The organism is Bradyrhizobium vignae, from assembly GCF_900324035.1.
GTDB classification, from domain to species: domain Bacteria; phylum Pseudomonadota; class Alphaproteobacteria; order Rhizobiales; family Xanthobacteraceae; genus Bradyrhizobium; species Bradyrhizobium vignae.
Genome location: NZ_LS398110.1, coordinates 7,380,316 through 7,401,762 on the forward strand (window position 1 = coordinate 7,380,316; position 21,447 = coordinate 7,401,762).

The 21,447-nt window shown below is 65.6% G+C and carries 18 protein-coding genes; 12 read left to right on the forward strand and 6 right to left on the reverse strand.

The genetic code is table 11. The features are described from left to right. The first annotated feature begins 162 nt into the window (after positions 1-162). From BRAD3257_RS35500 to BRAD3257_RS35515, 4 genes are all read left to right on the forward strand, one after another. Positions 163-1,188, forward strand: a complete 1,026-nt coding sequence (locus BRAD3257_RS35500; protein ID WP_122405694.1) for a class I fructose-bisphosphate aldolase — start codon at positions 163-165, stop codon at positions 1,186-1,188. Positions 1,189-1,191: 3 nt separating this feature from the next. Beyond that, positions 1,192-1,881: a thiamine phosphate synthase gene (locus tag BRAD3257_RS35505; RefSeq protein ID WP_122405695.1), complete on the forward strand. Its 690-nt coding sequence runs from the start codon at positions 1,192-1,194 to the stop codon at positions 1,879-1,881. An 8-nt stretch (positions 1,882-1,889) separates the two neighbouring features. Beyond that, positions 1,890-2,966 carry a tetratricopeptide repeat protein gene (locus tag BRAD3257_RS35510; protein ID WP_122405696.1) on the forward strand — a complete coding sequence of 359 codons (1,077 nt, stop codon included), beginning with the start codon at positions 1,890-1,892 and terminating at the stop codon, positions 2,964-2,966. An 84-nt stretch (positions 2,967-3,050) separates the two neighbouring features. Beyond that, the gene (locus tag BRAD3257_RS35515; protein WP_122405697.1) at positions 3,051-3,842 is read left to right on the forward strand and encodes an inositol monophosphatase family protein; all 792 of its coding nucleotides are present in this window, start codon (positions 3,051-3,053) and stop codon (positions 3,840-3,842) included. A 135-nt stretch (positions 3,843-3,977) separates the two neighbouring features. Here BRAD3257_RS35515 and BRAD3257_RS35520 read toward each other — a convergent pair whose 3' ends face one another. After that, the gene (locus BRAD3257_RS35520; RefSeq protein ID WP_122405698.1) at positions 3,978-7,130 is read right to left on the reverse strand and encodes a multidrug efflux RND transporter permease subunit; all 3,153 of its coding nucleotides are present in this window, start codon (positions 7,128-7,130) and stop codon (positions 3,978-3,980) included. On the opposite strand from BRAD3257_RS35520, the gene BRAD3257_RS39550 reads away from it, so the two are divergent. Further along, entirely contained in the window at positions 7,114-7,335 is a 222-nt protein-coding gene (locus BRAD3257_RS39550; protein WP_145987095.1) for a hypothetical protein, read from the forward strand. The two genes, BRAD3257_RS35520 and BRAD3257_RS39550, sit on opposite strands and share 17 nt — an antisense overlap. A 14-nt stretch (positions 7,336-7,349) precedes the next feature. Here BRAD3257_RS39550 and BRAD3257_RS35525 read toward each other — a convergent pair whose 3' ends face one another. Beyond that, positions 7,350-8,543 carry an efflux RND transporter periplasmic adaptor subunit gene (locus BRAD3257_RS35525; protein ID WP_122405699.1) on the reverse strand — a complete coding sequence of 398 codons (1,194 nt, stop codon included), beginning with the start codon at positions 8,541-8,543 and terminating at the stop codon, positions 7,350-7,352. Positions 8,544-8,883: 340 nt separating this feature from the next. On the opposite strand from BRAD3257_RS35525, the gene BRAD3257_RS35530 reads away from it, so the two are divergent. From BRAD3257_RS35530 to BRAD3257_RS35540, 3 genes are all read left to right on the forward strand, one after another. Next, a complete protein-coding gene (locus BRAD3257_RS35530; protein WP_122405700.1) occupies positions 8,884-9,900 on the forward strand; it encodes a flagellar motor protein MotA in 1,017 nt (338 codons plus the stop codon). A gap of 157 nt (positions 9,901-10,057) precedes the next feature. Further along, positions 10,058-11,086: a peptidoglycan -binding protein gene (locus BRAD3257_RS35535; RefSeq protein ID WP_122405701.1), complete on the forward strand. Its 1,029-nt coding sequence runs from the start codon at positions 10,058-10,060 to the stop codon at positions 11,084-11,086. Further along, entirely contained in the window at positions 11,086-11,535 is a 450-nt protein-coding gene (locus BRAD3257_RS35540; RefSeq protein WP_122405702.1) for a GNAT family N-acetyltransferase, read from the forward strand. Before BRAD3257_RS35535 ends, BRAD3257_RS35540 begins: the two co-directional genes overlap by 1 nt. Before the next feature lie 68 nt (positions 11,536-11,603). On the opposite strand, the gene BRAD3257_RS35545 is transcribed toward BRAD3257_RS35540, so the two are convergent. After that, a complete protein-coding gene (locus BRAD3257_RS35545; RefSeq protein ID WP_122405703.1) occupies positions 11,604-13,454 on the reverse strand; it encodes an ABC transporter ATP-binding protein/permease in 1,851 nt (616 codons plus the stop codon). 197 nt (positions 13,455-13,651) lie between these two features. On the opposite strand from BRAD3257_RS35545, the gene rpmE reads away from it, so the two are divergent. Beyond that, the gene (gene rpmE / locus BRAD3257_RS35550) at positions 13,652-13,879 is read left to right on the forward strand and encodes a 50S ribosomal protein L31 (protein ID WP_027573780.1); all 228 of its coding nucleotides are present in this window, start codon (positions 13,652-13,654) and stop codon (positions 13,877-13,879) included. A gap of 166 nt (positions 13,880-14,045) precedes the next feature. Here the strand turns inward: rpmE and rcdA are convergent, their stop codons facing one another. Together rcdA and BRAD3257_RS35565 are read right to left on the reverse strand one after the other, a co-directional pair. After that, positions 14,046-14,555 (reverse strand): protease adaptor protein RcdA, encoded by a 510-nt coding sequence (gene rcdA / locus BRAD3257_RS35555; RefSeq protein WP_122405704.1) that lies wholly within the window; start codon positions 14,553-14,555, stop codon positions 14,046-14,048. 492 nt (positions 14,556-15,047) lie between these two features. Next, entirely contained in the window at positions 15,048-15,239 is a 192-nt protein-coding gene (locus BRAD3257_RS35565; RefSeq protein ID WP_122406932.1) for a DUF1192 domain-containing protein, read from the reverse strand. Positions 15,240-15,350: 111 nt separating this feature from the next. On the opposite strand from BRAD3257_RS35565, the gene BRAD3257_RS35570 reads away from it, so the two are divergent. Both BRAD3257_RS35570 and BRAD3257_RS35575 read left to right on the forward strand, forming a co-directional pair. Next, on the forward strand, positions 15,351-16,349 hold the full coding sequence (locus BRAD3257_RS35570; protein WP_122405705.1) for an NAD(P)H-quinone oxidoreductase: 999 nt from the start codon (positions 15,351-15,353) through the stop codon (positions 16,347-16,349). A 154-nt stretch (positions 16,350-16,503) separates the two neighbouring features. Further along, the gene (locus BRAD3257_RS35575) at positions 16,504-19,380 is read left to right on the forward strand and encodes an EAL domain-containing protein (protein WP_162500451.1); all 2,877 of its coding nucleotides are present in this window, start codon (positions 16,504-16,506) and stop codon (positions 19,378-19,380) included. A gap of 60 nt (positions 19,381-19,440) precedes the next feature. On the opposite strand, the gene BRAD3257_RS35580 is transcribed toward BRAD3257_RS35575, so the two are convergent. Then, positions 19,441-19,704 carry a DUF7662 domain-containing protein gene (locus tag BRAD3257_RS35580; protein WP_162500452.1) on the reverse strand — a complete coding sequence of 88 codons (264 nt, stop codon included), beginning with the start codon at positions 19,702-19,704 and terminating at the stop codon, positions 19,441-19,443. A 142-nt stretch (positions 19,705-19,846) separates the two neighbouring features. Here BRAD3257_RS35580 and BRAD3257_RS35585 point away from each other — a divergent pair, with 142 nt between their 5' ends. After that, positions 19,847-21,343, forward strand: coding sequence for a sensor domain-containing diguanylate cyclase (locus tag BRAD3257_RS35585; RefSeq protein WP_122405706.1), 1,497 nt, complete (start codon positions 19,847-19,849; stop codon positions 21,341-21,343). The last annotated feature ends 104 nt before the right edge of the window (positions 21,344-21,447 follow it).

A 21,447-nucleotide genomic window follows, 5' to 3' on the forward strand; every position in this document is an offset into this window, starting at 1 on the left:
ATAACCACAGCCTGGGGTTATGGATTCCGGGCCTGCGCCTTTCGGCGCATCCCGGAATGGCAGAAAGCCCCTTTACCCTGCGACGAACGTTAACTCGGCAATTGCCCGAGAACGGTCTATTTTCGCGGGCAAGGGCAGAATCGTTTTTGGGAGGACCTCTCGATGAATCTGACTGAGCTCAACCGGATCGCGACCGCCATGGTCGCCCCCGGCAAGGGTATCCTTGCCGCCGACGAATCCTCCGGCACCATCAAGAAGCGGTTTGATGCCATCGGCGTGGAATCGACGGAAGAGAACCGCCGCGACTATCGCGAGATGCTGTTTCGCTCCAAGGACGCCATGAGCCAATACATCTCCGGTGTCATCCTCTATGACGAGACGATCTGGCAGGATGCCAAGGACGGCACGCCGCTGATCAAGCTGATCGAGCAGAGCGGGGCCATTCCCGGCATCAAGGTCGACGAGGGCACGCAAGCCCTGCCGATGTGCCCGGGCGAGCTCGTGACCGTCGGGCTCGACAAGCTCGCCGAGCGCCTGAAGAAATACTATGAGCGCGGCGCGCGCTTCGCCAAATGGCGCGCGGTGATCGACATCGGCAGCGGCATCCCCTCGATGACGGCGATCAACGTCAACGCCCACGCGCTGGCGCGCTACGCCGCGCTGTGCCAGACCGCGCAGATCGTGCCGATCGTCGAGCCGGAGGTGCTGATGGACGGCGACCACGACATCGATCGCTGCTATGAGGTGACGCAACGCGTGCTCGACAACACGTTCCAGGAGCTGCGCGTGCAGCGCGTGGCGCTCGAAGGCATGGTGCTGAAGCCGAACATGGCGATCTCAGGCAAGAAATGTCCCAAGCAGGCCTCTGTGGAAGAGGTCGCGGAGAAGACGATACGGCTGCTGAAGGCCTGCGTGCCCGCGGCGGTGCCCGGCATCGCCTTCCTTTCCGGCGGCCAGTCCGACGAGGAGGCAACCGCGCATCTCAACGCCATGCACAAGCTCGGCCCGCTGCCCTGGAGCCTGACCTTCTCCTACGGCCGCGCGCTGCAGGCCGCGCCGCAGAAGGCCTGGTCGGGCAAAGCCGAGAATGTCGCGGCCGGCCAGCGCGCCTTCAGCCATCGCGCCCGGATGAACGGCCTTGCGTCCAAGGGCGAATGGCAAAGCAGCCTGGAACAGAAGGCAGCCTAGATCTTGTCGAACAAACCGCCTCCGCCGCGCCCGGCGCCGCGCCTCTACCTCGCGACGCCTGTGGTCGATGATCCAGCTGCGCTGGTCGCCGAGCTGCCGGCCCTGCTCGCCTCCGCCGATGTCGCCGCCGTGCTGCTGCGGCTGAAGGAGACCGATCAGCGCACCATGATCTCGCGCATCAAGGCGTTGGCGCCGCCGGTGCAGAAGGCAGGCGCAGCGCTCCTCGTCGATGGTCATCCTGAAATCGTCGCGCGCGGCGGCGCCGATGGCGCGCATCTCTCCGGGATCGCCGCCCTGGAGGAGGCGATGCCCTCGCTCAAGCCCGATCGCATCGCGGGCGTCGGAGGACTTGCCACGCGCCACGATTCCATGAGCGCGGGCGAGATCGGCGCCGACTATGTGCTGTTCGGCGAGCCCGACAAAAACGGCCAGCGCCCGTCATCCCAGGCCATTGCCGAACGGCTGGACTGGTGGGCCGAGCTGTTCGAGCCGCCCTGCGTCGGCTTTGCCACTTCGCTGGACGAGGCGCACGATTTCGCCGCCAGCGGGGCCGATTTCGTGCTGGTCGGCGACTTCATCTGGGCCGATCCCCGCGGGCCCAAGGCCGCGCTGATCGAGGTCGATGCTGCGATCAAGAAGGCCCATGCGACGGCGCCGGCCGGCCAAGATCCTGCGAGTCAGGAGCACGGCTAGCGCCCGACATGAAGCTCCCATGCATCACCATGCTGGCCACGCTGCTGCTCACAGCGTCCGCGGCCGCACAGCTCCAGATCACGCCGCCGGCCACAACGCCGAGCGCACCCGCCGAAAAACCGAAGCCGAAACCGCACACGATCACCAAGAAGAAGGAGGCCGCGCCCGCGCCGAAGCCTTCGGCCTCTCCCAAGCCGTCGCCCTCGCCCCAGCCGGCCGCGACCGTGATCCCGGCGCCGCCCAACGACGACCCCAATGTGGATCTGGTGTTCGGCGCCTATCAGCGCGGCCAGTACAAGACGGCCTTCGAGCTCGCCACCGGCCGCGCACAAGCCGGCGATCCCAAGGCGATGACCATGCTGGGCGAGCTCTATTCCAACGCCATGGGCATCCGGCGCGACTACGCCAAGGCAGCCGAATGGTACAAGCGCGCGGCGGATGCCGGCGACCGCGAGGCGATGTTCGCGCTCGCCATGCTGCGCATTTCGGGTCGCGGCGGTGCGGTCGACAAGAACGAGGCGGTCAAGCTGATGGCCTCCGCCGCCAAGCTCGGCGAGCCCAAGGCGGCCTACAACCTCGCCTTGCTCTATCTGGACGGCCAGACGCTCCCGCAGGACGTCCGGCGCTCAGCGGAGCTGCTGCGCCAGGCCGCCGACGCCGGCCTGCCCGAGGCGCAATACGCACTCGCGACCTTCTACAAGGAAGGCACCGGCGTGCCGAAGGACCCGGAACGCGCGGTGCGGCTGCTCCAGGCTGCCTCGCTCGCCGACAATGTCGATGCCGAGGTCGAATATGCGATCGCGATGTTCAACGGCACCGGCACGCCGAAGAACCAGCCGGCTGCCGTCGCGTTGCTCCGCAAGGCCTCCCGGCAAGGCAACGCGATCGCGCAGAACCGGCTGGCATGGGTGCTGATCAACGGCGTGGGCACCCCCATGGACAAGGTCGAGGGCTTCAAATGGCACCTGGTGGCCAAAACGGGCGGCAAGGGCGACCCTGAGCTCGACAAGCAGTTCTCTGAACTGCCGGCTGAGGACCGCGCCAAGGCTGAGGCTGCCGCCAGGAAATGGCTCGGGACCAAATGACTTGACGTTGGCGTCCTCGCAGGGCACCCCATCCCTCAAACAGGCGCGGTTCTGCGCCATTTCCCCGATCTAGACCGAAAGCTCATGCTGTATTCCGCCACTATCAACGTCATGGTCAAGGCGGCGCGCCGCGCCGGCCGCAGCCTCAAGCGCGATCTCGGCGAGATCGAGCATCTCCAGGTCTCGCTGAAGGGGCCGGCGAATTTCGTCTCGCTTGCCGACAAGCGCGCCGAGGAGATCCTCTATCAGGATCTCGCCAAGGCCCGGCCCGGCTACGGCTTCATCGGCGAAGAGGGCGGCACGCGCGAGGGCACTGACAAGAGCCACACCTGGATCGTCGATCCGCTCGACGGCACCACCAACTTCCTGCACGGCATCCCGCAATTTGCGATCTCGATCGGCCTCGCGCGCGAAGGCACCGTGATCGCCGGCGTGATCTACAACCCCGCCAATGACGAGCTCTACATCGCCGAGCGCGGCAAGGGCGCCTTCCTCAACGACCAGCGCCTGCGCGTCGCCGGCCGCCGCCAGCTGAATGAATGCGTGGTGGCCTGCGGCCTGCCCCATATCGGCCGCGGCGACCATGAGGAATTCCGCCGCGAGATGACCGCGATCCAGAACCGCGTCGCGGGACTCCGCCGCTTCGGCGCCGCCGCCCTCGACCTCGCCTTCGTCGCGGCGGGGCGCCTCGACGGCTATTGGGAGCGGAATTTGTCGCCCTGGGACATCGCGGCCGGGCAGATCATGGTCAAGGAAGCCGGTGGCACGGTGAGCGACATCGACACGCCGGGCGATGCGCTGGCGACGGGTCACGTCGTGTGCGGCAATGAGTTCGTGCACGGGGAGTTGGTGAAGATTTTGCGGAAGCCGGCGTAAGGCAGAAGCTCGCTCACCCACTTCGCTGTCATCACCCGCGAAAGCGGGTGATCCAGTATTCCAGAGACGTCAGTTTGATACGGACAGGCCGCGGCGTAGTGGATGCCCCGCCTGCGCGGGGCATGACAATGTGCCTTACGGCTTCACCGGCGCCGGCGGTCCATACGCCTCGCCTTCCTTCGCCGCCTGCGGCTCCCGATCTCCGCCCAGCACGCGCTGCACCGAGACGAAGAACACCGGCACCATCAGCAGTGCCAGGATCACCACCGCGATCATGCCGCCCATCACGACGCTGCCGAGCGCCTGCTGGCTGGCGCCACCGGCGCCGTGGGCGATGGCCATCGGCAGCACGCCGCAGATGAAGGCGAGGCCGGTCATCAGGATCGGGCGGAAGCGCAGGCGGCAGGCTTCGATGGTGGCTTCGACCAGCGGCTTGCCCTCTTTCCGCAGATCCTTGGCGAACTCGATGATCAGGATCGCGTCCTTGGCCGCAAGGCCGATGATCGTGATCAGGCCGACGGTGAAGTAGACGTCGTTGGGCAGGCTCCGCAGCGTCGCTGCGGCGACCGCGCCGACGATACCCAGCGGCACGGTGAGCAGCACCGCCAGCGGAATGGTCCAGCTCTCGTACAGCGCGGCGAGGCACAGGAACACCACAAACACGGAGAGCGCGAGCAGGAACGGCGCCTGCGAGCCGGAGAGCTTCTCCTGGAGCGACTGTCCGGTCCATTCATAGCCGAAGCCGCGCGGCAATCTGTCGGCGAGCCGCTCCATCTCGGCGATCGCATCGCCCGAGGTGAAGCCGGGTCTGGCTTCGCCTGAGATGCGCACCGCCGGATAGTAGTTGAAGCCGGCGATCTGCGTCGGCCCGCGTGCCCATTCCACCGTGGCAAAGGACGAGAACGGCACCAGCTGGCCGCGGCTGTTCTTGACGTTGTAGTTGAGGATGTCCTCGGTCCGCATGCGGTCGCGGGCGTCGGCCTGCACCACGACGCGCTGCATGCGGCCGCGGTTCGGGAAATCGTTGATGTAGTTCGAGCCGAGATTGGTCGAGATCGTGTTGTTGATGTCCTCGAAGGTGACGCCGAAGGCGCCGGCCTTCTCGCGATCGATCATGAGATTGACCACGCCGGCCTCGGGCAGGCCTTCGATATAGACCTTCTGCAGCACCGGGCTCGCATTGGCCTCCGCGATCAGCTGGTCGGCGGCGCGCATCAATTGCTGATAGCCCTTCTGGCCGCGGTCCTGGAGACGGAACGAGAAGCCGGAGGAATTGCCGAGATTGTCGATCGGCGGCGGCTGCAGCGCGGAGATCTTGGCATCGCGGATCGAGGACAGGTCGCGGTTGATGTCGTTGACGATCGCCGAGGCGGAATCCTTCGACCCGCGCTCCGACCAATCCTTTAGCGTGATGAACGCCTGCGCGGTGTTCATGCCCTGGCCGGAGAAACTGAAGCCGGTGAGGAAGGTGACATCCTTCACGCCCGGCCGTGCGGCGAGATATTTCTCGACCTTCTCGATCACCGCCTCGGTGCGGGCATAGGACGAATCCGACGGCGTCTGCACGTCGGTGGTGACGAAGCCCTGGTCGTCGACGGGCAGGAAGCCGCCGGGCAGATTGACGAAGGCCCAGGATAGGCCGACCAGCAGCGCGGCATAGACCAGCATCAAACGGCCGGTGCGCTTCAGCGAGAAGCCGACAGTGCGCGAATAGCGCTCCTTGCCGCCTTCGAGCATGCGGTTGAACCAGCCGAACACGCCCCGCCTCGCATGACCGTGCCCGGCCGCAACGGGCTTGAGCAGGGTGGCGCACAGCGCCGGCGTCAGCGACAGCGCCAGGAAGGCGGAGAAGCCGATCGCCGCGACCATGGTGACCGAGAACTGGCGGTAGATGATGCCGACCGAGCCCGGGAAGAACGCCATCGGCACGAACACCGCCATCAGCACCAAGGTGATGCCGATGATGGCGCCGGTGATCTGCGACATCGCTTTCCGCGTCGCTTCCTTCGGCGAGAGACCTTCCTCGGCCATGATGCGCTCGACGTTCTCGACCACGACGATGGCGTCGTCGACGAGGATGCCGACCGCAAGCACCATGCCGAACATCGAGAGCATGTTGATGGAGTAGCCGGCGAGGAGCAGCGTGGAACAAGCCCCTAACAGCGCTACCGGCACCACGATGGTCGGAATGATGGTGTAGCGGATATTCTGCAGGAACAGGAACATCACCACGAACACCAGCACCACGGCCTCGACCAGCGTCGACAGCACCTTCTTGATCGAGGCCTCGACCACGGGCGTGATGTTGTAGGGGATCTCGTAGGTGATGTTGGCCGGGAAGAAGCGCGACAGCTCCTTCATCTTGGCTTCGACCGCGCTCGCGGTCGCCAGCGCGTTGCCGCTCGGCGACATCAGCACGGAGAGACCGGCGGTCGGCTTGCCGTTGAGGCGGGTGTTGAACTGGTAGCTGAGGCCGCCGACCTCGATGCGTGCAACGTCGCGCAGGCGTACGGTCGAACCGTCGGCATTGGCGCGCAGGATGATGGCGCCGAACTCCTCCGGGGAGGAGAGCTGACCCTTGACCAGCACCAGTGCGGAGGTGCGCTGGCTCGACGTCGACGGCTCGGCACCAAGGCTGCCCGAGGCGACCTGCGCGTTCTGCGCGGCGATCGCCTTGTTGACGTCGTCGGCTGTCAGCCCATAGCCGACGAGCTTGGCCGGATCGACCCAGACGCGAAGCGAGCGCTCGGTCGAATACAGCGTGGCGCGCCCGACGCCGGGAATGCGGCGGATCTCGCCGAGCACGTTGCGGATCATGAAGTCGCCGAGGCCGACCTCATCCAAGCTGCCGTCGGTCGAGTTCAGCGTGATGATCTGAAGCACCGCGCTGGAGGCTTCCTCGATCAGGATGCCCTGCTGCATCACTGCGCGCGGCAGGCGCGCCTCGACGCGCTTGATGCGGTTTTGCACCTCCACCGAGGCGGCGCTGGTATCGGTACCCGGCTGGAAGTTCGCGATGATCTCGACCTGGCCGAGCGAGTCGCTGGTCGATTCGAAGTTGAGGATGTTGGCGGCGCCGTTGAGCTCTTCCTCGATCAGCCGCGTGACGCTGTTGTAGAGGTTTTCGGGCGAGGCGCCGGGATAGCTGGTCGAGACCGAGATCGAGGGCGGCGCGATGATCGGATATTGCGCGATCGGCAGCAGCGGCACCGCGATCGCACCGATCAAGCAGATGAACAGCGCGACCACCCAGGCGAAGATCGGCCTGTCGATGAAGAAGCTCGGCATTTGCCGCTTTACCCTCGTTGTTTCGTTCGGGCTTGATGAAGTTAGGTTCGGCCGGTTGTCCGAGGTCGGCTTGCACCTCGCGATGCGAAGCATCGTCCAGAGCAATCCGGGTGAGGGGCCGCAACGCTCCGTGAAACTGAAACCCCTCACCCGGATCGCATCTTTCGATACGATCCGACCTCTCCCTACGGGAGAGGTGTTCTGAGTGGCGCTGGCGCGTTACCGCGTGAGCTTAAGGGCGTGCCTGTTGTCCGCGGTTGCCTCCGCTTCCGACCAGGATTGCGGCTTGACCCTGTCGCCGGCCGCGAACTTCTGGAAGCCCTCGACCACGACCTTGTCGCCGGCCTTCAGGCCTTCGGTGATGAACCAGAGTCCGTCCTGCACCGACCCGGTTCGCACCGGCTGCACCGCGATATGGTTGTCGTCCTTGACCACGAACACCTCGCTGCCGCCGCCGCCATTGCGCTGGATCGCCTGCTGCGGCACCGCGATCGCGTCGGAATCGAGGCCCTGGTCGATACGGACCCGGACATACATGCCCGGCAGCAGTTCGCGCTTGGGATTGGGGAACTCGCCGCGCAACGTCACCTGCCCGGTATGGGCATCGACCTTGGCGTCGGAGAACAGCAGCTTGCCGTCGAGCGAGTATATGGTGTTGTCGTCGAGCACCAGGCGCACCTTGGCGGCATCCGCCGCAATGCGCTCGAGGTCGCCGGTCTCGAAGGCACGGCGGAGCTGGTTGAGCTCGGTCACCGACTGGGTGAAGTCGGCATAGATCGGATCGAGCTGCTGGATGGTGGCGAGATTGGTTTCGTTCTGCACGACGAGCGCGCCCTCGCTGACCAGCGCCGCACCCACCACGCCGTCGATCGGCGCGCGCACGGTCGCGTAGTCGAGATTGAGCTTTGCGCGCGCAAGCTCGGCCTTGCGTCCCTCGACCTCGGCCTGAGCCTGGCGTTCGGCGGCGATGGCCTTCTCGTTCTCGGCCTCCGGCGCGGCGCGATCCTTGGTGAGCGCAGCAATGCGGCGTGCCTGCTGGTGCGCCTGCATCGCGGCGGCTTCGGCCTTGGCAAGCGCGGCCTCGCTCGCCATCACCTCGACCTCGAACGGACGCGGATCGATGCGGTAGAGCGGATCACCCGCCTTCACCTCGCTGCCCTGGCGGAACAGACGCTCGACCACGATGCCGGACACGCGCGGCCGCACGTCGGAGACCCGCGTCGGTGCGATGCGGCCCGGCAGCTCACGCACCACGGCGCGCGGCTGCGGCTTGACGACGACGATGCTGACGTCAGGGTCGGGCGGCTGGGCGGCGGACACGGCGGAGCTGGATTCCTCGCAAGCGCCCAGCAGCGGCGCAAGGGCCGCGAGCATCATTGCAACGCATGCCGATCGCGCACGAAGTCCTGACATGAAGTGGGGTGCCCCGGTGTTGTTGAAACTGATCACACTCCGCGCGGGCCCGTTCTGGGTCGCGGCGCGCGGCCGATGCCGTCAAAATAGAATGGCGGTGCTGCGACGCAACGCATGCCGCGGGCGGCTCATTGTCACACGGCATATCCCGTTGAGTTCAGATGGCTTTTGCAGACTCACCCGATTGTGAGTCGAGTTCCATCGCGGCGTGCTGCGACGGAACAGCGCAATCAGGCGGCGGACAAGCTGTCCCCGAAATCGGCGCATCCGGCGCTTTTTTTGGGCTGGCGCTGTGCCATAGTGCGCCCCGCAATCAAGCTTCGTAACGGATGATACAGGCATGCGGTCTGGCACTTCCCGCTCCACCATGGATATCGAGTACACCAAACTGTCCTCGCCGAGCGTCTTCCTGGTGCGGATGCTGGTCTTCCTGGTGCTGTGCACGCTGGTGGGCGTGGTGCTCTACAAGCAGATCATCCAGGCCTTCTTTGCCAATCCCGGGCTCAATGCCCTGATCGGGGCGGTGCTGTTCATCGGCATCGTGCTGGCCTTCCGCCAGGTGATCCGGCTCTACCCCGAAGTCTCCTGGGTCAATAATTTCCGTATCGCCGATCCTGGCGTTGCCCCGGCCCGCCACCCCAAGCTGCTGGCGCCGATGGCGGCGATCCTGGGCGGCGAGCGCTTTGGGCGGATGACCATCACCCAGACCACGATGCGGCACCTGCTCGATTCGATCGCGACCCGGCTGGACGAAGCCCGCGATATCTCGCGCTACATGACCGGCCTCTTGGTCTTCCTCGGCCTGCTCGGCACTTTCTGGGGCCTGATCGAGACGGTCGGCTCGGTGGGCAAGGTGATCGACGGGCTCAAGGTCGGCGGCGATGCCGCCTCCCTGTTCGACACCCTCAAGGAGGGCCTCGCCGCCCCGCTCGGCGGCATGGGCATCTCGTTCTCCAGCTCGCTGTTCGGCCTTGCCGGCTCGCTGATCCTCGGCTTCCTCGATCTGCAATCGAGCCAGGCGCAGAACCGCTTCTACACCGACCTGGAAGACTGGCTCGCCACCACCGTGCGCGAGTATGGCAAGGACGAAGTGGCGGCCGCGGCCGGCGGCGGTGGCGTGGCCAGCGGCGAACTCCAGGCCGCCGTCGAGCGGCTGCGCTCCGTGCTCGAGGAAGGCAGCGCCAACCGCGGCACCACGGCGGCGATGGCGAGCCTTGCCGAAGCGATCCAGGCGCTGGTCTCGCACATGCGCACCGAGCAACAGATGATCCGCGAATGGGCCGACGGCCAGGGCGAGCAGAACCGCGAGATCCGACGCCTCTTGGAGCGCATCGCGCGGCAGCCGGAGAAGAGTTAGCAGCAATGGAGAGCGCGTGCCCCGGACGCAGCGCAGCACGCAGTGATACGCTGCCGAGCCGGGGCCCAGAATCTTCAACCAGCGCTGGATCCCGGCTCAGCGGCGCACCGGCAAGGCGCTGCACCGCGTCCGGGACACGAGAGAAACGGAGACGGAAATGGCTCTAGCGCGCGGCCGCCGCAGCGAAGGCGCATTCAACTACTGGCCCGGCTTCGTCGACGCACTGTCGACGCTGGTGCTGTCGATCGTGTTCCTGCTGTCGGTGTTCCTGGTGGTGCAGTTCTTCCTCTCGCAGGAGGTCACCGGCAAGGACAAGGCGCTGGAGCAGCTCAACGCCAAGATCGCCCAGCTCAACGAGCTGTTGTCGCTGGAGAAGCTCGGCAAGCTCTCGCTCGACGACCAGGTGTCGCAACTGAAAGCGGGCCTCGCCTCGGCCGAGTCCGAGCGCGACCGCATCAAGGGTCTCTATGAGGGCTTAGCCGCCGCCGGCAGCGACGCGCAGGGCAAGACCGCCGAGCTCGGCAAGGCGCTGGAGTCGGAGAAGGCTGTCTCGGCGCGAGCGCTGGCGCAGATCGAGGTGCTGAACCAGCAGATCAGCGCGCTGCGCCGGCAATTGGCGGCGCTGGAAGAGGCGTTGGATGCCAGCGAGAAGCGCGACAAGGAATCGCAAAGCCGCATTGCCGATCTGGGCTCCCGCTTGAACGTTGCATTGGCGCAGCGCGTGCAGGAATTGTCGCGCTATCGCTCGGAATTCTTCGGCCGGCTGCGCGCCATCCTCGGCAACCGCCCCGATATCCGCATCGTCGGCGACCGCTTCGTGTTCCAGTCCGAAGTGTTCTTCGACACCGGCCAGGCGACGCTGCTGCCCGAGGGGCGCGCCGAGCTCGACACCCTGGCCACCGCGCTGATCGACCTCGACAAGAAGATCCCGAGCGAGATTCCCTGGGTGCTGCGCGTCGACGGCCATACCGATGTGCGTCCGGTCAACGGTCCGAACTTCAAGTCGAACTGGGACCTGTCCGCGGCCCGCTCCATCTCGGTGGTGCAATATCTGATCTCGCTCGGCGTGCCGGCCCAGCGCCTCGTCGCCGCCGGCTTCGGCGAATTCCAGCCGCTCGATACCGGCAACACCGAGGAGGCCTATAAGCGCAACCGCCGCATCGAGCTGAAGCTGACGGAGCGGTAGTGAGCGCGTTCCACCTCCGCCCCTACCGCACTGAGGACGAAGCCGCTGCGATCGATCTCTGGCATCGCACCTGGCAGCAGGCTTATCCGCAGATCGACTTCGCCGCGCGGCGGGACTGGTGGCGCGAGCGCTGGCGCAAGGATCTGGTGCCGAAGGCCCAGGTCGTGGTGGCGGAACAGGACGGCGCGCCGATCGGTTTCGTCACCATCGACGGCGAAGGCTATCTCGATCAGCTCGTGGTCGATCCCGTCCATTGGGGTTCGGACGCAGCAAGGCTGCTGGTGGATGAGGCCAAGCGGCTGTCGCCGTCGGCCGTCACGCTGCTCGTCAACAAGGACAATGCCCGCGCCATACGCTTCTACGAGCGCAACGGCTTTGCCCATGCCGGCGACGACGTGAACCCGACCTCGGGCCGGCCGGTGCTGAAGATGGTATGGAAGCCCTGCTAGGGGTTTGCTGCCGCCACCCTCCCCCGCCTTCGCGGGAGATGACAGCTGTCGTGGTGAAACGGTCAGGCTCACGCCCCCTCGAACTGCAACCGCGCCAGCCGCGCATAGAGCCCGTTGGCCGCCACGAGCTCGGCATGCGTGCCCTGCTCGACGATCCGGCCCTGGTCCATCACCAGGATGCGGTCGCAGGAGAGCACGGTGGCGAGGCGATGCGCGATCACCAGCGTGGTGCGGTGGCGCATCAATTCTTCCAGCGCGGTCTGCACCAGCGTCTCGCTTTCGGCATCGAGCGCGGAGGTGGCTTCATCCAGCAGCAAGAGCGGCGCATCGCGCAGGATGGCGCGGGCGATCGCGATGCGCTGGCGCTGGCCGCCTGACAGCGTCACGCCGCGCTCGCCGAGCGCCGTCTCGAAACCTTCGGGCAGGCGGCGGATGAACTCGGCGGCGTGGGCGAGCTCGGCGGCGCGCTCGACCTCGGCATCGGTCGCATCGGGCCGGCCGAACCGGATGTTCTCGCGGGCGGTGGCCGCGAACACCACCGATTCCTGCGGCACCAGCGCGATGCGGGCGCGGAAATCACGGGGAGCGGCGGATTTGACCGGGACGCCGTCGAGCGCGACCGTCCCGCTGCGCGGATCATAGAAGCGCAGCAGCAGATGAAAGATCGTGCTCTTGCCGGCACCGGAAGGACCGACGATCGCGACCTTCTCGCCGGGCCGCACGGTGAACGACACCGCGTCCAGCACCTTGACGTCGGACCGCGCCGGATAGGCGAAGCTGACCCGATCGAAGCCGACCTCGCCGCGCACCGGCAGCGGCAGCGCAAGCGGCGCCGCGGGCGCGGTGATCTCGGGCTTTACATGCAAAATCTCGAACAGGCGCTCGGCCGCGCCCGAAGCCGCCGAGACCTCGCCCCAGACCTCGCTGAGCTGGCCGAGGCCCGCTGCCGCGAACACGGCGTAAAGCACGAACTGACCGAGCCGGCCCGGCGTGATGGCGCCGGTAAGCACGTCATGCGAGCCGATCCAGAGGATCGCGACCACGCTTGCGAACACGATGAAGATGATGATGGCCGTGAGCACGGCGCGGGCCTGGCTCGAGGTTCGCGCGGCTTCATAGGCCTGCTCGACCTCGCCGCCGAAACGCGTCTCGGCAAACCGCTCGCTGGTATAGGCCTGCACGGTACGGATCGCACCGACCAGCTCGCCCGCATAGGCGGAGGCCTCGGCGAGCGTGTCCTGCGCATTGCGCGACAGGCGCCGCACCCAGCGGCCGAATGCGACCAGCGGCAGCACGATCAAAGGTATCGCCAGCAGCACGAAGCCCGACAGCTTCGGGCTGGTGATCACCATCATCACGGCGGCACCGAGGAACATCATCAGGTTGCGCAGCGCGATCGACACGGAGGCGCCGACGGCGGACTTGATCTGCGTGGTGTCGGCGGTGAGGCGCGAGATCAGCTCGCCGCTGCGCGCCGAATCGAAGAAGGCGGGTGAGAGCGACAGCAGATGGGCGAAGACGTCGCGGCGCAAATCGGCGACGATGCGCTCGCCGATCGTCATCACGAGGTAGTAGCGGGCGGCGCTCGCGAACGCGAGCACGCCGACGACCGCGAGCATGACCGAGAAGTAGCTGTTGATCAGCTCGATGCCCTCGGGCGTCAGGCCGAAATCGATCATCCTGCGCACCGCGACCGGCACCAGCAGCGTCGTCAGTGCTGCGATCGTGAGCGCAACGAAGGCCAGCGCCGCCCGGCCGCGATAGCGGCTCACATAGGGCGCGAGCGCAAGCAGCGGCCGCAGCTTCGCGCGTCCCTTGGCGGGCTGTTCGATCAGCTCGGCCTCGATCGAGGGGATGTCCGCGGAGTTCATTGCAGGCCGTTCGACTTCGTGGTCATCAAGCCGTTCCACTGCGCTCATGATATCCGACCTATTGCATTGCTTTGCTCCCAATAGGCCGGTGTGGTGGTAGTGGCAAATCCGGGAAGTCCCTTAGGGGCAAACCCGGTCCAGCCGCCCGGGATGGCTTGTTTTGCTGGGTTTCGTGAGGTATAGAGCCGCCCAAATCCGTCATTCGCTAGCCACCAGAACAGGCGCCGGGCGCCGAGGAATTTGCCATGAAAGCCGAAATTCATCCGAATTATCATACGATTAAGGTCGTGATGACCGACGGAACCGAGTACCTGACCCGCTCGACCTGGGGCAAGGAAGGCGACACGCTGAACCTCGACATCGACCCGAAGTCGCACCCGGCCTGGACCGGCGGCTCCGCGCAGATCATGGATCGCGGCGGCCGCGTCTCGCGCTTCCAGAAGAAGTTTTCGGGCTTCCTCAAAAAGGATTGATCCGGCCGCAAGGCTGAGACGAAAAACGCCCCTGGGAGACCAGGGGCGTTTTTGTTTTGCGGCTATCGTTATTGCGAGGAACGCTTGCGACGAAGCAAATCCAGACTGCCCCTGCAGCGGGATTTCTGGATTGCTTCGCTTCGCTCGCAGTGACGGCAGATGGGCCTTACCGCTCGAACGCGGCCTTCAGCGCGTTGAGGTGCGGCACCAGCGGGTTGCCGATCGCGGAGTGTTCCGCCGGCGGGGTGTGGATGGTGGTGTCGAGGCGGCGCACACGGGACTGCAGGCTCATCGAGCGATGGATCAGGTCCTGGAGCTGTGCGGGCAGCTTCTCGATGGTGTCGGCGGGGCCGGGATCGGCGGCGGTGAGCTTGACCTTGGTCTTCTCGCGGTTGGCCTGCACCAGCGTCATCTCGCCTTCCTTCACCGCGCGGTGCAGCAGCAGCCAGGAAGCGAGCTGCATCAGGCGCGTGGTGAGACGCATGCTCTCGGTCGCATAGGTGAGGCTGACGGCGCGGTCGAGCGCCTTGGCCTCGACGCGGCCTGCGCCGTCGAGATAGGCGGCGGTTTCCTCGACGAGATCCATGCCTTCACGGAACAGGTTGCCGAACGCCGCAGAATTGGTGAACCTCTCGCTGAGTTGAACGAGAGCGCCCTCGGCCTGCAAACGTTCCATGGTTAACGCCTCTTACGCAACTGTTTGACTGTCCGGCTTGGGCGCCGGCTTATGATGAACAAATCATTGCGCGGGCGGAGCGCGGAGTCCAGTGACAAGCGCGGATATGGTTTCCGCGGGTCATCCTTTGGAATTCAACCGGGAATAGACGCAAAACAAAAAAGAGCCGCCGGAGACCGGCGGCTTTGAAAGTTGATAACAGGGAGGCGTCAAACAGAGTGGACAGGAGCCACTCGGTGTCCAAACAAGGACAGTTCCGGTCATAAACCCGAAAGCTTAATCTGAAGTAAACGAGCTAATTTTTTGAGAGTTCGTTAGCCATGTCGGCCAGTGGCCGAGCCGCCGACGTGCCCCGGACGCAGTGCAGCACGAAGTGCTGCGCTGCTGAGCCGGGGCCCAGTCCTTTGGCTGAGACGTTTGGCGAGGCATGGGTCCCGGCTCTGCGGAGCAGCGCCATGCGCTGCACCGTGTCCGGGACACGAGAGGAGAGTCCTACGACTTGAAGAAACTGTTCGCCGCATCGCGCGAGGCGCGTTTCTTGGTGGCAGCTTCTTCCAATCTTGCGATCTCGGTCTTGAGCAGCGCGACGCGCTCCGTCAGTTCCTCGAGCGACAAGAGTGAGAGATCCTGGCCGATTTCGTGGGTGACCTTCTTGCGCGGACGGTCGTCGTCTTCGATCGGCATGTCGTTCCTCCTGCATTCGCGCTGGACCATGGCCGAGATGGTTGCCAGCTTGGATGGCGCTGGCTAAGCAAGGGCCTCGTTTCCTCCTGCACCTTTGCTCAAGGACACATCATGGACAAGCTGCCCGCGCAAATGACCGTGGTCGCCATCTCCAAGCCCGGCGGACCGGAGGTGCTGGTGCCCGAACAACGCGCCGTGCCGCAGCCGGGTCCTGACGAGATCCTGGTCAAGGTCGAAGCAGCCGGCGTCAACCGGCCCGACGTCGCGCAGCGCTCCGGCGCCTATCCGCCGCCGCCCGGCGCCAGCGACCTGCCCGGCCTCGAGATCGCGGGTGAAGTCGTCGCGGTCGGCAGCAACGCCAAGCGGCACAAGATCGGCGACAAGGTGATGTCGCTGGTCGCCGGCGGCGGCTATGCGCAGTATTGCATCGCGCAGGACGCCCAGGCCATGAGCGTGCCGCCGGCACTGTCGATGAAGGAAGCCGGCGCGCTGCCGGAAACCCTGATGACGGTCTGGCACAACGTGTTCGAGCGTGGCGGCCTCAAGGCCGGCGAGACCCTGCTGATCCATGGCGGCTCCTCCGGCATCGGCACCATGGCGATCCAGCTTGCGAAAGCATTCGGCGCGAAGGTGTTCGTCACTGTGGGATCGCAGGACAAGATCGACGCCTGCCTCAAGCTGGGGGCCGACCGCGCCATCAACTACAAGACCGAAGATTTCGTCGCCGTGGTCAAGGCGGAGACCAACAACGTCGGCGTCAACCTGATCCTCGACATGGTCGCCGGCGACTATGTCGATCGCAACTATGATGCCGCCGCGGTCGACGGCCGCATCGTCCAGATCGCGACCCTGAACGGCCCCAAGGTCAGCGTCAATATCGCCAAGGTCATGCTCAAGCGCCTGACTCATACCGGCTCGACGCTGCGCCCCCGTAGTAATGCGGACAAGGCGGCAATGGTGGCCGCGATCGAGCAGAAAGTGATGCCGCTTTTGCGCGAAGGCCGCATCAAGCCGGTGATGGACAGCAGTTTCCCGCTGGAAAAGGCGGCGGACGCCCACCGGCGCATGGAGACGAGCGCACATATTGGCAAAATTGTGTTGGAGGCCTAGGCCGCCGGCCCACCAAAGCAGGCCGGAAACCCTTTGATTTTCCTCGCTTTCGTGGCATCTATCGCGACGCACCGAACCACCTCGGTCCGGTCTGAAATCGCCTTTTAGATTCGCCTTGCACTAAAGAGTTTGCGTCGAACGCGGAGAGCTGACCTTGCGTCTGATCAGGTGCCTCGCGCCCATCGCGCTGGGCCTCATGATTCTTGTCGCCGCGTATCCCGCGCGTGCGCTCGACGCCGTCAGCGTCCGTAGCGACGCGCCCGCGATCGACCTCACCGGCGTGCTCGAGCATCAGCGCAGTGATGCCGATCGCATCCAGGTCTCCACGGCGCCCGGTACCGACGGCATCGTCCGCCGCATCGAGGTGCGCGCGCGCGAAGGCGGCCAGAACTGGGTGGTGTTCGCGCTCGCCAACAACACCGACGACCAGCTCGACCGCCTGATCGTCGCCCCGCATTACCGCATCGTCTCCTCAGGATTGCTGTGGCCCGATCTCGGGCTGTCAAGGATCGCGACCATCACGCCTTCGATCGGTGACCGGCCCGAACGTCAGGAAAGCGCCACCGCCGACGTGTTCCGCATCACGCTCGATCCCGGCGCCGTCGTCACTTTCGTCGCCGAGCTGCGCACCGACAAGCTGCCGCAACTCTATCTGTGGGAGCCGGAAGCCTACAAGGACAAGGTCAACTCCTTCACGCTCTACCAGGGCATCGTGATCGGCATCTCCGGTCTGTTGGCTCTCGTGCTCACCATTCTGTTCGTGGTGAAGGGCAGCATCATGTTCCCGGCGGCCGCGGCGCTGGCCTGGGCGGTGCTGGTCTATATCGGGGTCGATTTCGGCTTCTGGGGCAAGGTGCTCGACATGTCGAACAACGCCGAGCGCATCTGGCGCGCGGCGGGTGAGGCGATCCTGGCGGCGACACTGCTGGTGTTCCTGTTTGCCTATCTCAACCTCAGTCGATGGCATGTGCGCTATTCGCACATCACGGTCGGCTGGCTGGCGTTCCTCGGGTCTCTCGTCGCACTCGCCTTGTTCGATCCGGCCGTCGCCTCCGGCATCGCGCGCATCTCGCTGGTGCTGATCGCCTTCGCCGGCTTTTCGCTGATCGTCTATCTCTCCACCCACGGCTTCGACCGCGCCGTGCTGCTAATCCCGACCTGGTTCCTCCTCGTGGTCTGGGTGGTCGCAGCCGGCATGACGGTCGCCGGCTCCGTCACCAACGACATCGTCGGCCCTGCCCTGCTCGGCGGCCTCGTGCTGATCGTGATGCTGATCGGCTTCACGGTGATGCAGCACGCCTTTGCCGGCGGCGGCGCCACCACCGGCGTCGTCTCCGACATCGAGCGCCGTGCGCTGGCGCTGGCCGGCTCCGGCGACCTGATCTGGGACTGGGACGTCTCCGCCGACAAGGTCTTCACCAGCCCCGAGACCGAAGCCCTGCTCGGCCTCAAGCGCGGCACGCTGGAAGGGCCCGCAGCCTCGTGGCTCGAGGTGCTGCATCCGCTCGACCAGGACCGTTTCCGCGCTGCGCTCGACAGCGTGCTCGACCAACGCCGCGGCCGCCTGGTGCAGGATTTCCGCCTGCGCACGCCGGACGGCCATTTCATGTGGTTCGCGCTGAAGGCCCGCCCCGTCGTCGGCTCCGATGGTGAAGTCTCGCGCGTGGTCGGCACCCTCACCGACGTCACCGAGCTGCGCAACGCCGAAGAGCGCCTGCTGCACGATTCCGTGCATGACAACCTCACCGGCCTGCCCAACCGAAAACTGTTCATGGACCGGCTCGGCGCGGTCGCAAACTTCGCCAAGACCGTACCGACGCTGCGGCCGACGCTGATGGTGATCGACCTCGACCGCTTCAAGCAGGTCAACGATTCCGTCGGGATTGCGGTCGGCGATTCCATCCTGCTGACCCTCGCCCGTCGTCTCACCCGCATCCTCAAGCCGCAGGACACGCTGGCGCGGCTCGCCGGCGACCAGTTCGGCCTGATCCTGCTGTCGGAGCAGGATCCGGCGCGGATCACCAATTTCGCCGAGACCATCCGCAAGACCATCCGCGCGCCGATCGCCTTCAACGATCGCGAGATCTTCCTCACGGCATCGATCGGCCTTGCGCTCTCCGATCCGCAGGTTCAGCTGACGGACGAGATCATCAAGGACGCCGAGCTTGCGATGTATCATTCCAAGCGCATCGGAGGCGACCGCATCGACGTCTACAAGCCGGCGATGCGTGCGCGGAAGACGGATCGCCTGACGCTGGAGAGCGAATTGCGCCGCGCCATCGAGCGGCAGGAGATCACCATTCTGTACCAGCCGATCGTGCGGCTGGAGGATCGCTCGATCGCCGGCTTCGAGGCCTTGGCGCGCTGGGACCACCCGAAGCTCGGCCGCATGGCGCCGTCGGAGTTCATCACCATCGCCGAAGAGACCGGGCTGATCGTCGACCTCGGCATGTTCGTGCTCGACCAGACCGCAAAGCAGCTCTCGGTTTGGCAGCGCGCGATGCGCTCGCGCGAGCCGATCTTCGCCTCCGTCAACGTCTCGTCACGGCAGCTGTTGCGCCACGACCTCATCCACGACGTCCGCACCGTGCTGTCGCGCTCCTCGGTGGCGCGCGGCACGCTGAAGCTGGAATTGACGGAATCGCTGGTGATGGAGAATCCGGAGCACGCGGCGCAGATGCTGACGCGGATCCGCGAGCTCGGCACCGGGCTGTCGCTCGACGATTTCGGCACCGGCCACTCGTCGCTGGCCTATCTCCAGCGCTTCCCGTTCGACACCATCAAGATCGACCAGTCCTTCGTGCGCACCACCAGCCGCGGCACCCGCCCGGTGATCCTGAAGTCGATCATTGCGCTCGCGCACGATCTCGGCATGGATGTGGTGGCCGAAGGCGCCGAGACCGATTCCGACGCCGTCGAGCTCTACCAGATGGGCTGCGAATACGCGCAAGGCTTTGCCTTCGGCGAGCCGATGGACGCGGACGCCGCAATGCGCCTCTTGACGGAAGTGCGGCTGGAAGCGGCGAGCTAGATTCTCTTACCCTGCCCACAAGGGCCGCCCTCCAGGGAGGGTGGCAGCGTGCCGCACGCGCTACCGCCGCCGGTCGCTCTTCTGCTTCCTGAACCGCACGCTCTGGCCATCCGGCATCCGCATCGCCACGAAGCCGGCGGCGAGGCAGGCTTCGCGTTGCGGCATCTGGATGTCGGGGCTGCGCAGGCTGTCCCACCAGGAGGCACGATGCGCTGCGCGCGGCAGTGCCGCGCCGATGATCTCCTCGATCTGCTCGAAGCTCAGCACGAACTCGTCCTGCTTCTGCCGCATCAGATAATCGCGCAACGCGTGGTAGTCGTTCACAATCGTCCTCTCGTCCCGCTCACATGCGGCTGCCCAAAACCGTGCGCCGCATACACCGATTCTTAACTCATTGCGGCAGCGCCGTCCTGCCTTAAACACTGCTCAAGCTTTCGGGCGCATCCACTAGTGCCAGGAGCGAACAATGTTGTCTGGATGGCGCGACGTCACGGCCCGCCAGCCGTGGCGGATTTCGGCGAAGCTGCTGATCATCTCGTCCGTGGTGACGGTGATCGGCTTCTCCGCCATTTGCGCCAACGTGATGCTGGACATGCGCCGCGGCGAGGAGGCGCTCGCCCACCAGACGCTGGAGAACCTCGCGACGACCATCGAGTCCGACATCAGCCGCAACATCGAGATCTACGACCTGTCGCTGAAGGCGGTCGCCGCCAACATGCTGCTGCCCGAGCTCGCGACGGTCTCCAAGCCGATCCGTCAACTGATCCTGTTCGACCATGCGGCCACCGCCAGGCATTTCGGCGCCATCCAGGTATTCGATGCCGAGGGCCGGCTGACCATCGACGCCTCCACGCTCGATCCCCTCCCCGACAACCGCAGCGAGGAGGACTACTTCAGGGTTCATCGCGACAATTCGGAGCTCGGGCTCTTCATCAGCCGCCCGATGCTGTTTCGCGGCGCCTATTCCATCGTGCTGAGCCGGCGCATCAGTGACGGTGACGGCGGCTTCATGGGCGTCGTCGCAGGCTCGATCCGCTTCAGCTATTTCCACGAATTGTTCGAGCGTCTGAACCTCGATCCCGACGACACCATCACCGTGCTCAAGCGCGACCGCACCATCATGATGCGGCGGCCGTTCGATCTCGACATCATCGGCACGAACCTGAACGACCGCCAGAACTGGAAGGCCGACAATCTCCCGGCCGGCGCCTCGTATTCGGGACAGGGCCCGGTCGATGCGACGCTGCGGCTCTATGTCCGCAGCAGCAACGGTGGACCGCTGTTCGTGGTGGCGGGCAAACCCCTGGCCGCAGTGTTCGCGCTCTGGGAGAAGGAGGCGCTCCGCATCGGCGTCGTGGTGCTGGCGCTCGCGCTGTTCGTGCTGGGATCGACGCTGGTGCTCGCGCGCGAGATCGGCCGGCGCGCCGATGCCGAGCGCAAGCTCGAGGAGATGGCGACGACGGACGCGCTCACGGGCCTGAAGAACCGCCGCAAATTCGATTCCGTCATCGACGCCGAATGGCGACGCGCCATGCGCCAGAAGGCACCGATCGCGCTGTTGATGATCGATGCCGATCATTTCAAGGCCTACAACGACACGTTCGGCCATCAGGCCGGCGACCAGGTGCTGGTGGGCATCGCCATCTGCATTTCCGATTCGGTGAGCCGCGCCGGCGACTGCGCCGCGCGTTATGGCGGCGAGGAATTCGCCGTGCTGCTGCCGAACACCTCGGCTGCCGATGCCTTCAAGGTGGCCGAAACGATCCGCCTCAAGGTGCAGGGCTGCTCCGACGATCAGGCAAGCACAACTGTCTCCTGCGGCATCGCCGGTCTCGTCCCTGCCGCCGGCATGGACTGGTCGGTCCTCGTTGCCGCCGCCGACAAGGCGCTCTATGCCGCCAAAGCCGGTGGGCGCAACCAGTCCGTGGTCGCGAGCCTGCCGAAGCTGTCGCTGGTGGCGTGAGGCGCTCTCCCCCCGTCATTGCGAGGAGCTCTTGCGACGAAGCAAATCCAGACTTTCTCCGCGGAAAGATTCTGGATTGCTTCGCTTCGCTCGCAATGACGGCG

Excerpts from the sequence above, each read along its gene's own strand:
- rpmE (WP_027573780.1), top strand. The coding sequence starts at position 13,652 with ATGAAAGCCGAAATTCATCCGAATTATCATACGATTAAGGTCGTGATG.
- BRAD3257_RS35565 (WP_122406932.1), bottom strand. The coding sequence starts at position 15,239 with ATGCCGATCGAAGACGACGACCGTCCGCGCAAGAAGGTCACCCACGAA.
- BRAD3257_RS35530 (WP_122405700.1), top strand. The coding sequence starts at position 8,884 with ATGCGGTCTGGCACTTCCCGCTCCACCATGGATATCGAGTACACCAAA.
- BRAD3257_RS35500 (WP_122405694.1), top strand. The coding sequence starts at position 163 with ATGAATCTGACTGAGCTCAACCGGATCGCGACCGCCATGGTCGCCCCC.
- BRAD3257_RS35570 (WP_122405705.1), top strand. The coding sequence starts at position 15,351 with ATGGACAAGCTGCCCGCGCAAATGACCGTGGTCGCCATCTCCAAGCCC.
- BRAD3257_RS39550 (WP_145987095.1), top strand. The coding sequence starts at position 7,114 with ATGAAGAAGCTCGGCATTTGCCGCTTTACCCTCGTTGTTTCGTTCGGG.
- BRAD3257_RS35525 (WP_122405699.1), bottom strand. The coding sequence starts at position 8,543 with ATGTCAGGACTTCGTGCGCGATCGGCATGCGTTGCAATGATGCTCGCG.
- BRAD3257_RS35535 (WP_122405701.1), top strand. The coding sequence starts at position 10,058 with ATGGCTCTAGCGCGCGGCCGCCGCAGCGAAGGCGCATTCAACTACTGG.
- BRAD3257_RS35585 (WP_122405706.1), top strand. The coding sequence starts at position 19,847 with ATGTTGTCTGGATGGCGCGACGTCACGGCCCGCCAGCCGTGGCGGATT.
- BRAD3257_RS35545 (WP_122405703.1), bottom strand. The coding sequence starts at position 13,454 with ATGAGCGCAGTGGAACGGCTTGATGACCACGAAGTCGAACGGCCTGCA.
- BRAD3257_RS35520 (WP_122405698.1), bottom strand. The coding sequence starts at position 7,130 with ATGCCGAGCTTCTTCATCGACAGGCCGATCTTCGCCTGGGTGGTCGCG.
- BRAD3257_RS35515 (WP_122405697.1), top strand. The coding sequence starts at position 3,051 with ATGCTGTATTCCGCCACTATCAACGTCATGGTCAAGGCGGCGCGCCGC.
- BRAD3257_RS35510 (WP_122405696.1), top strand. The coding sequence starts at position 1,890 with ATGAAGCTCCCATGCATCACCATGCTGGCCACGCTGCTGCTCACAGCG.
- rcdA (WP_122405704.1), bottom strand. The coding sequence starts at position 14,555 with ATGGAACGTTTGCAGGCCGAGGGCGCTCTCGTTCAACTCAGCGAGAGG.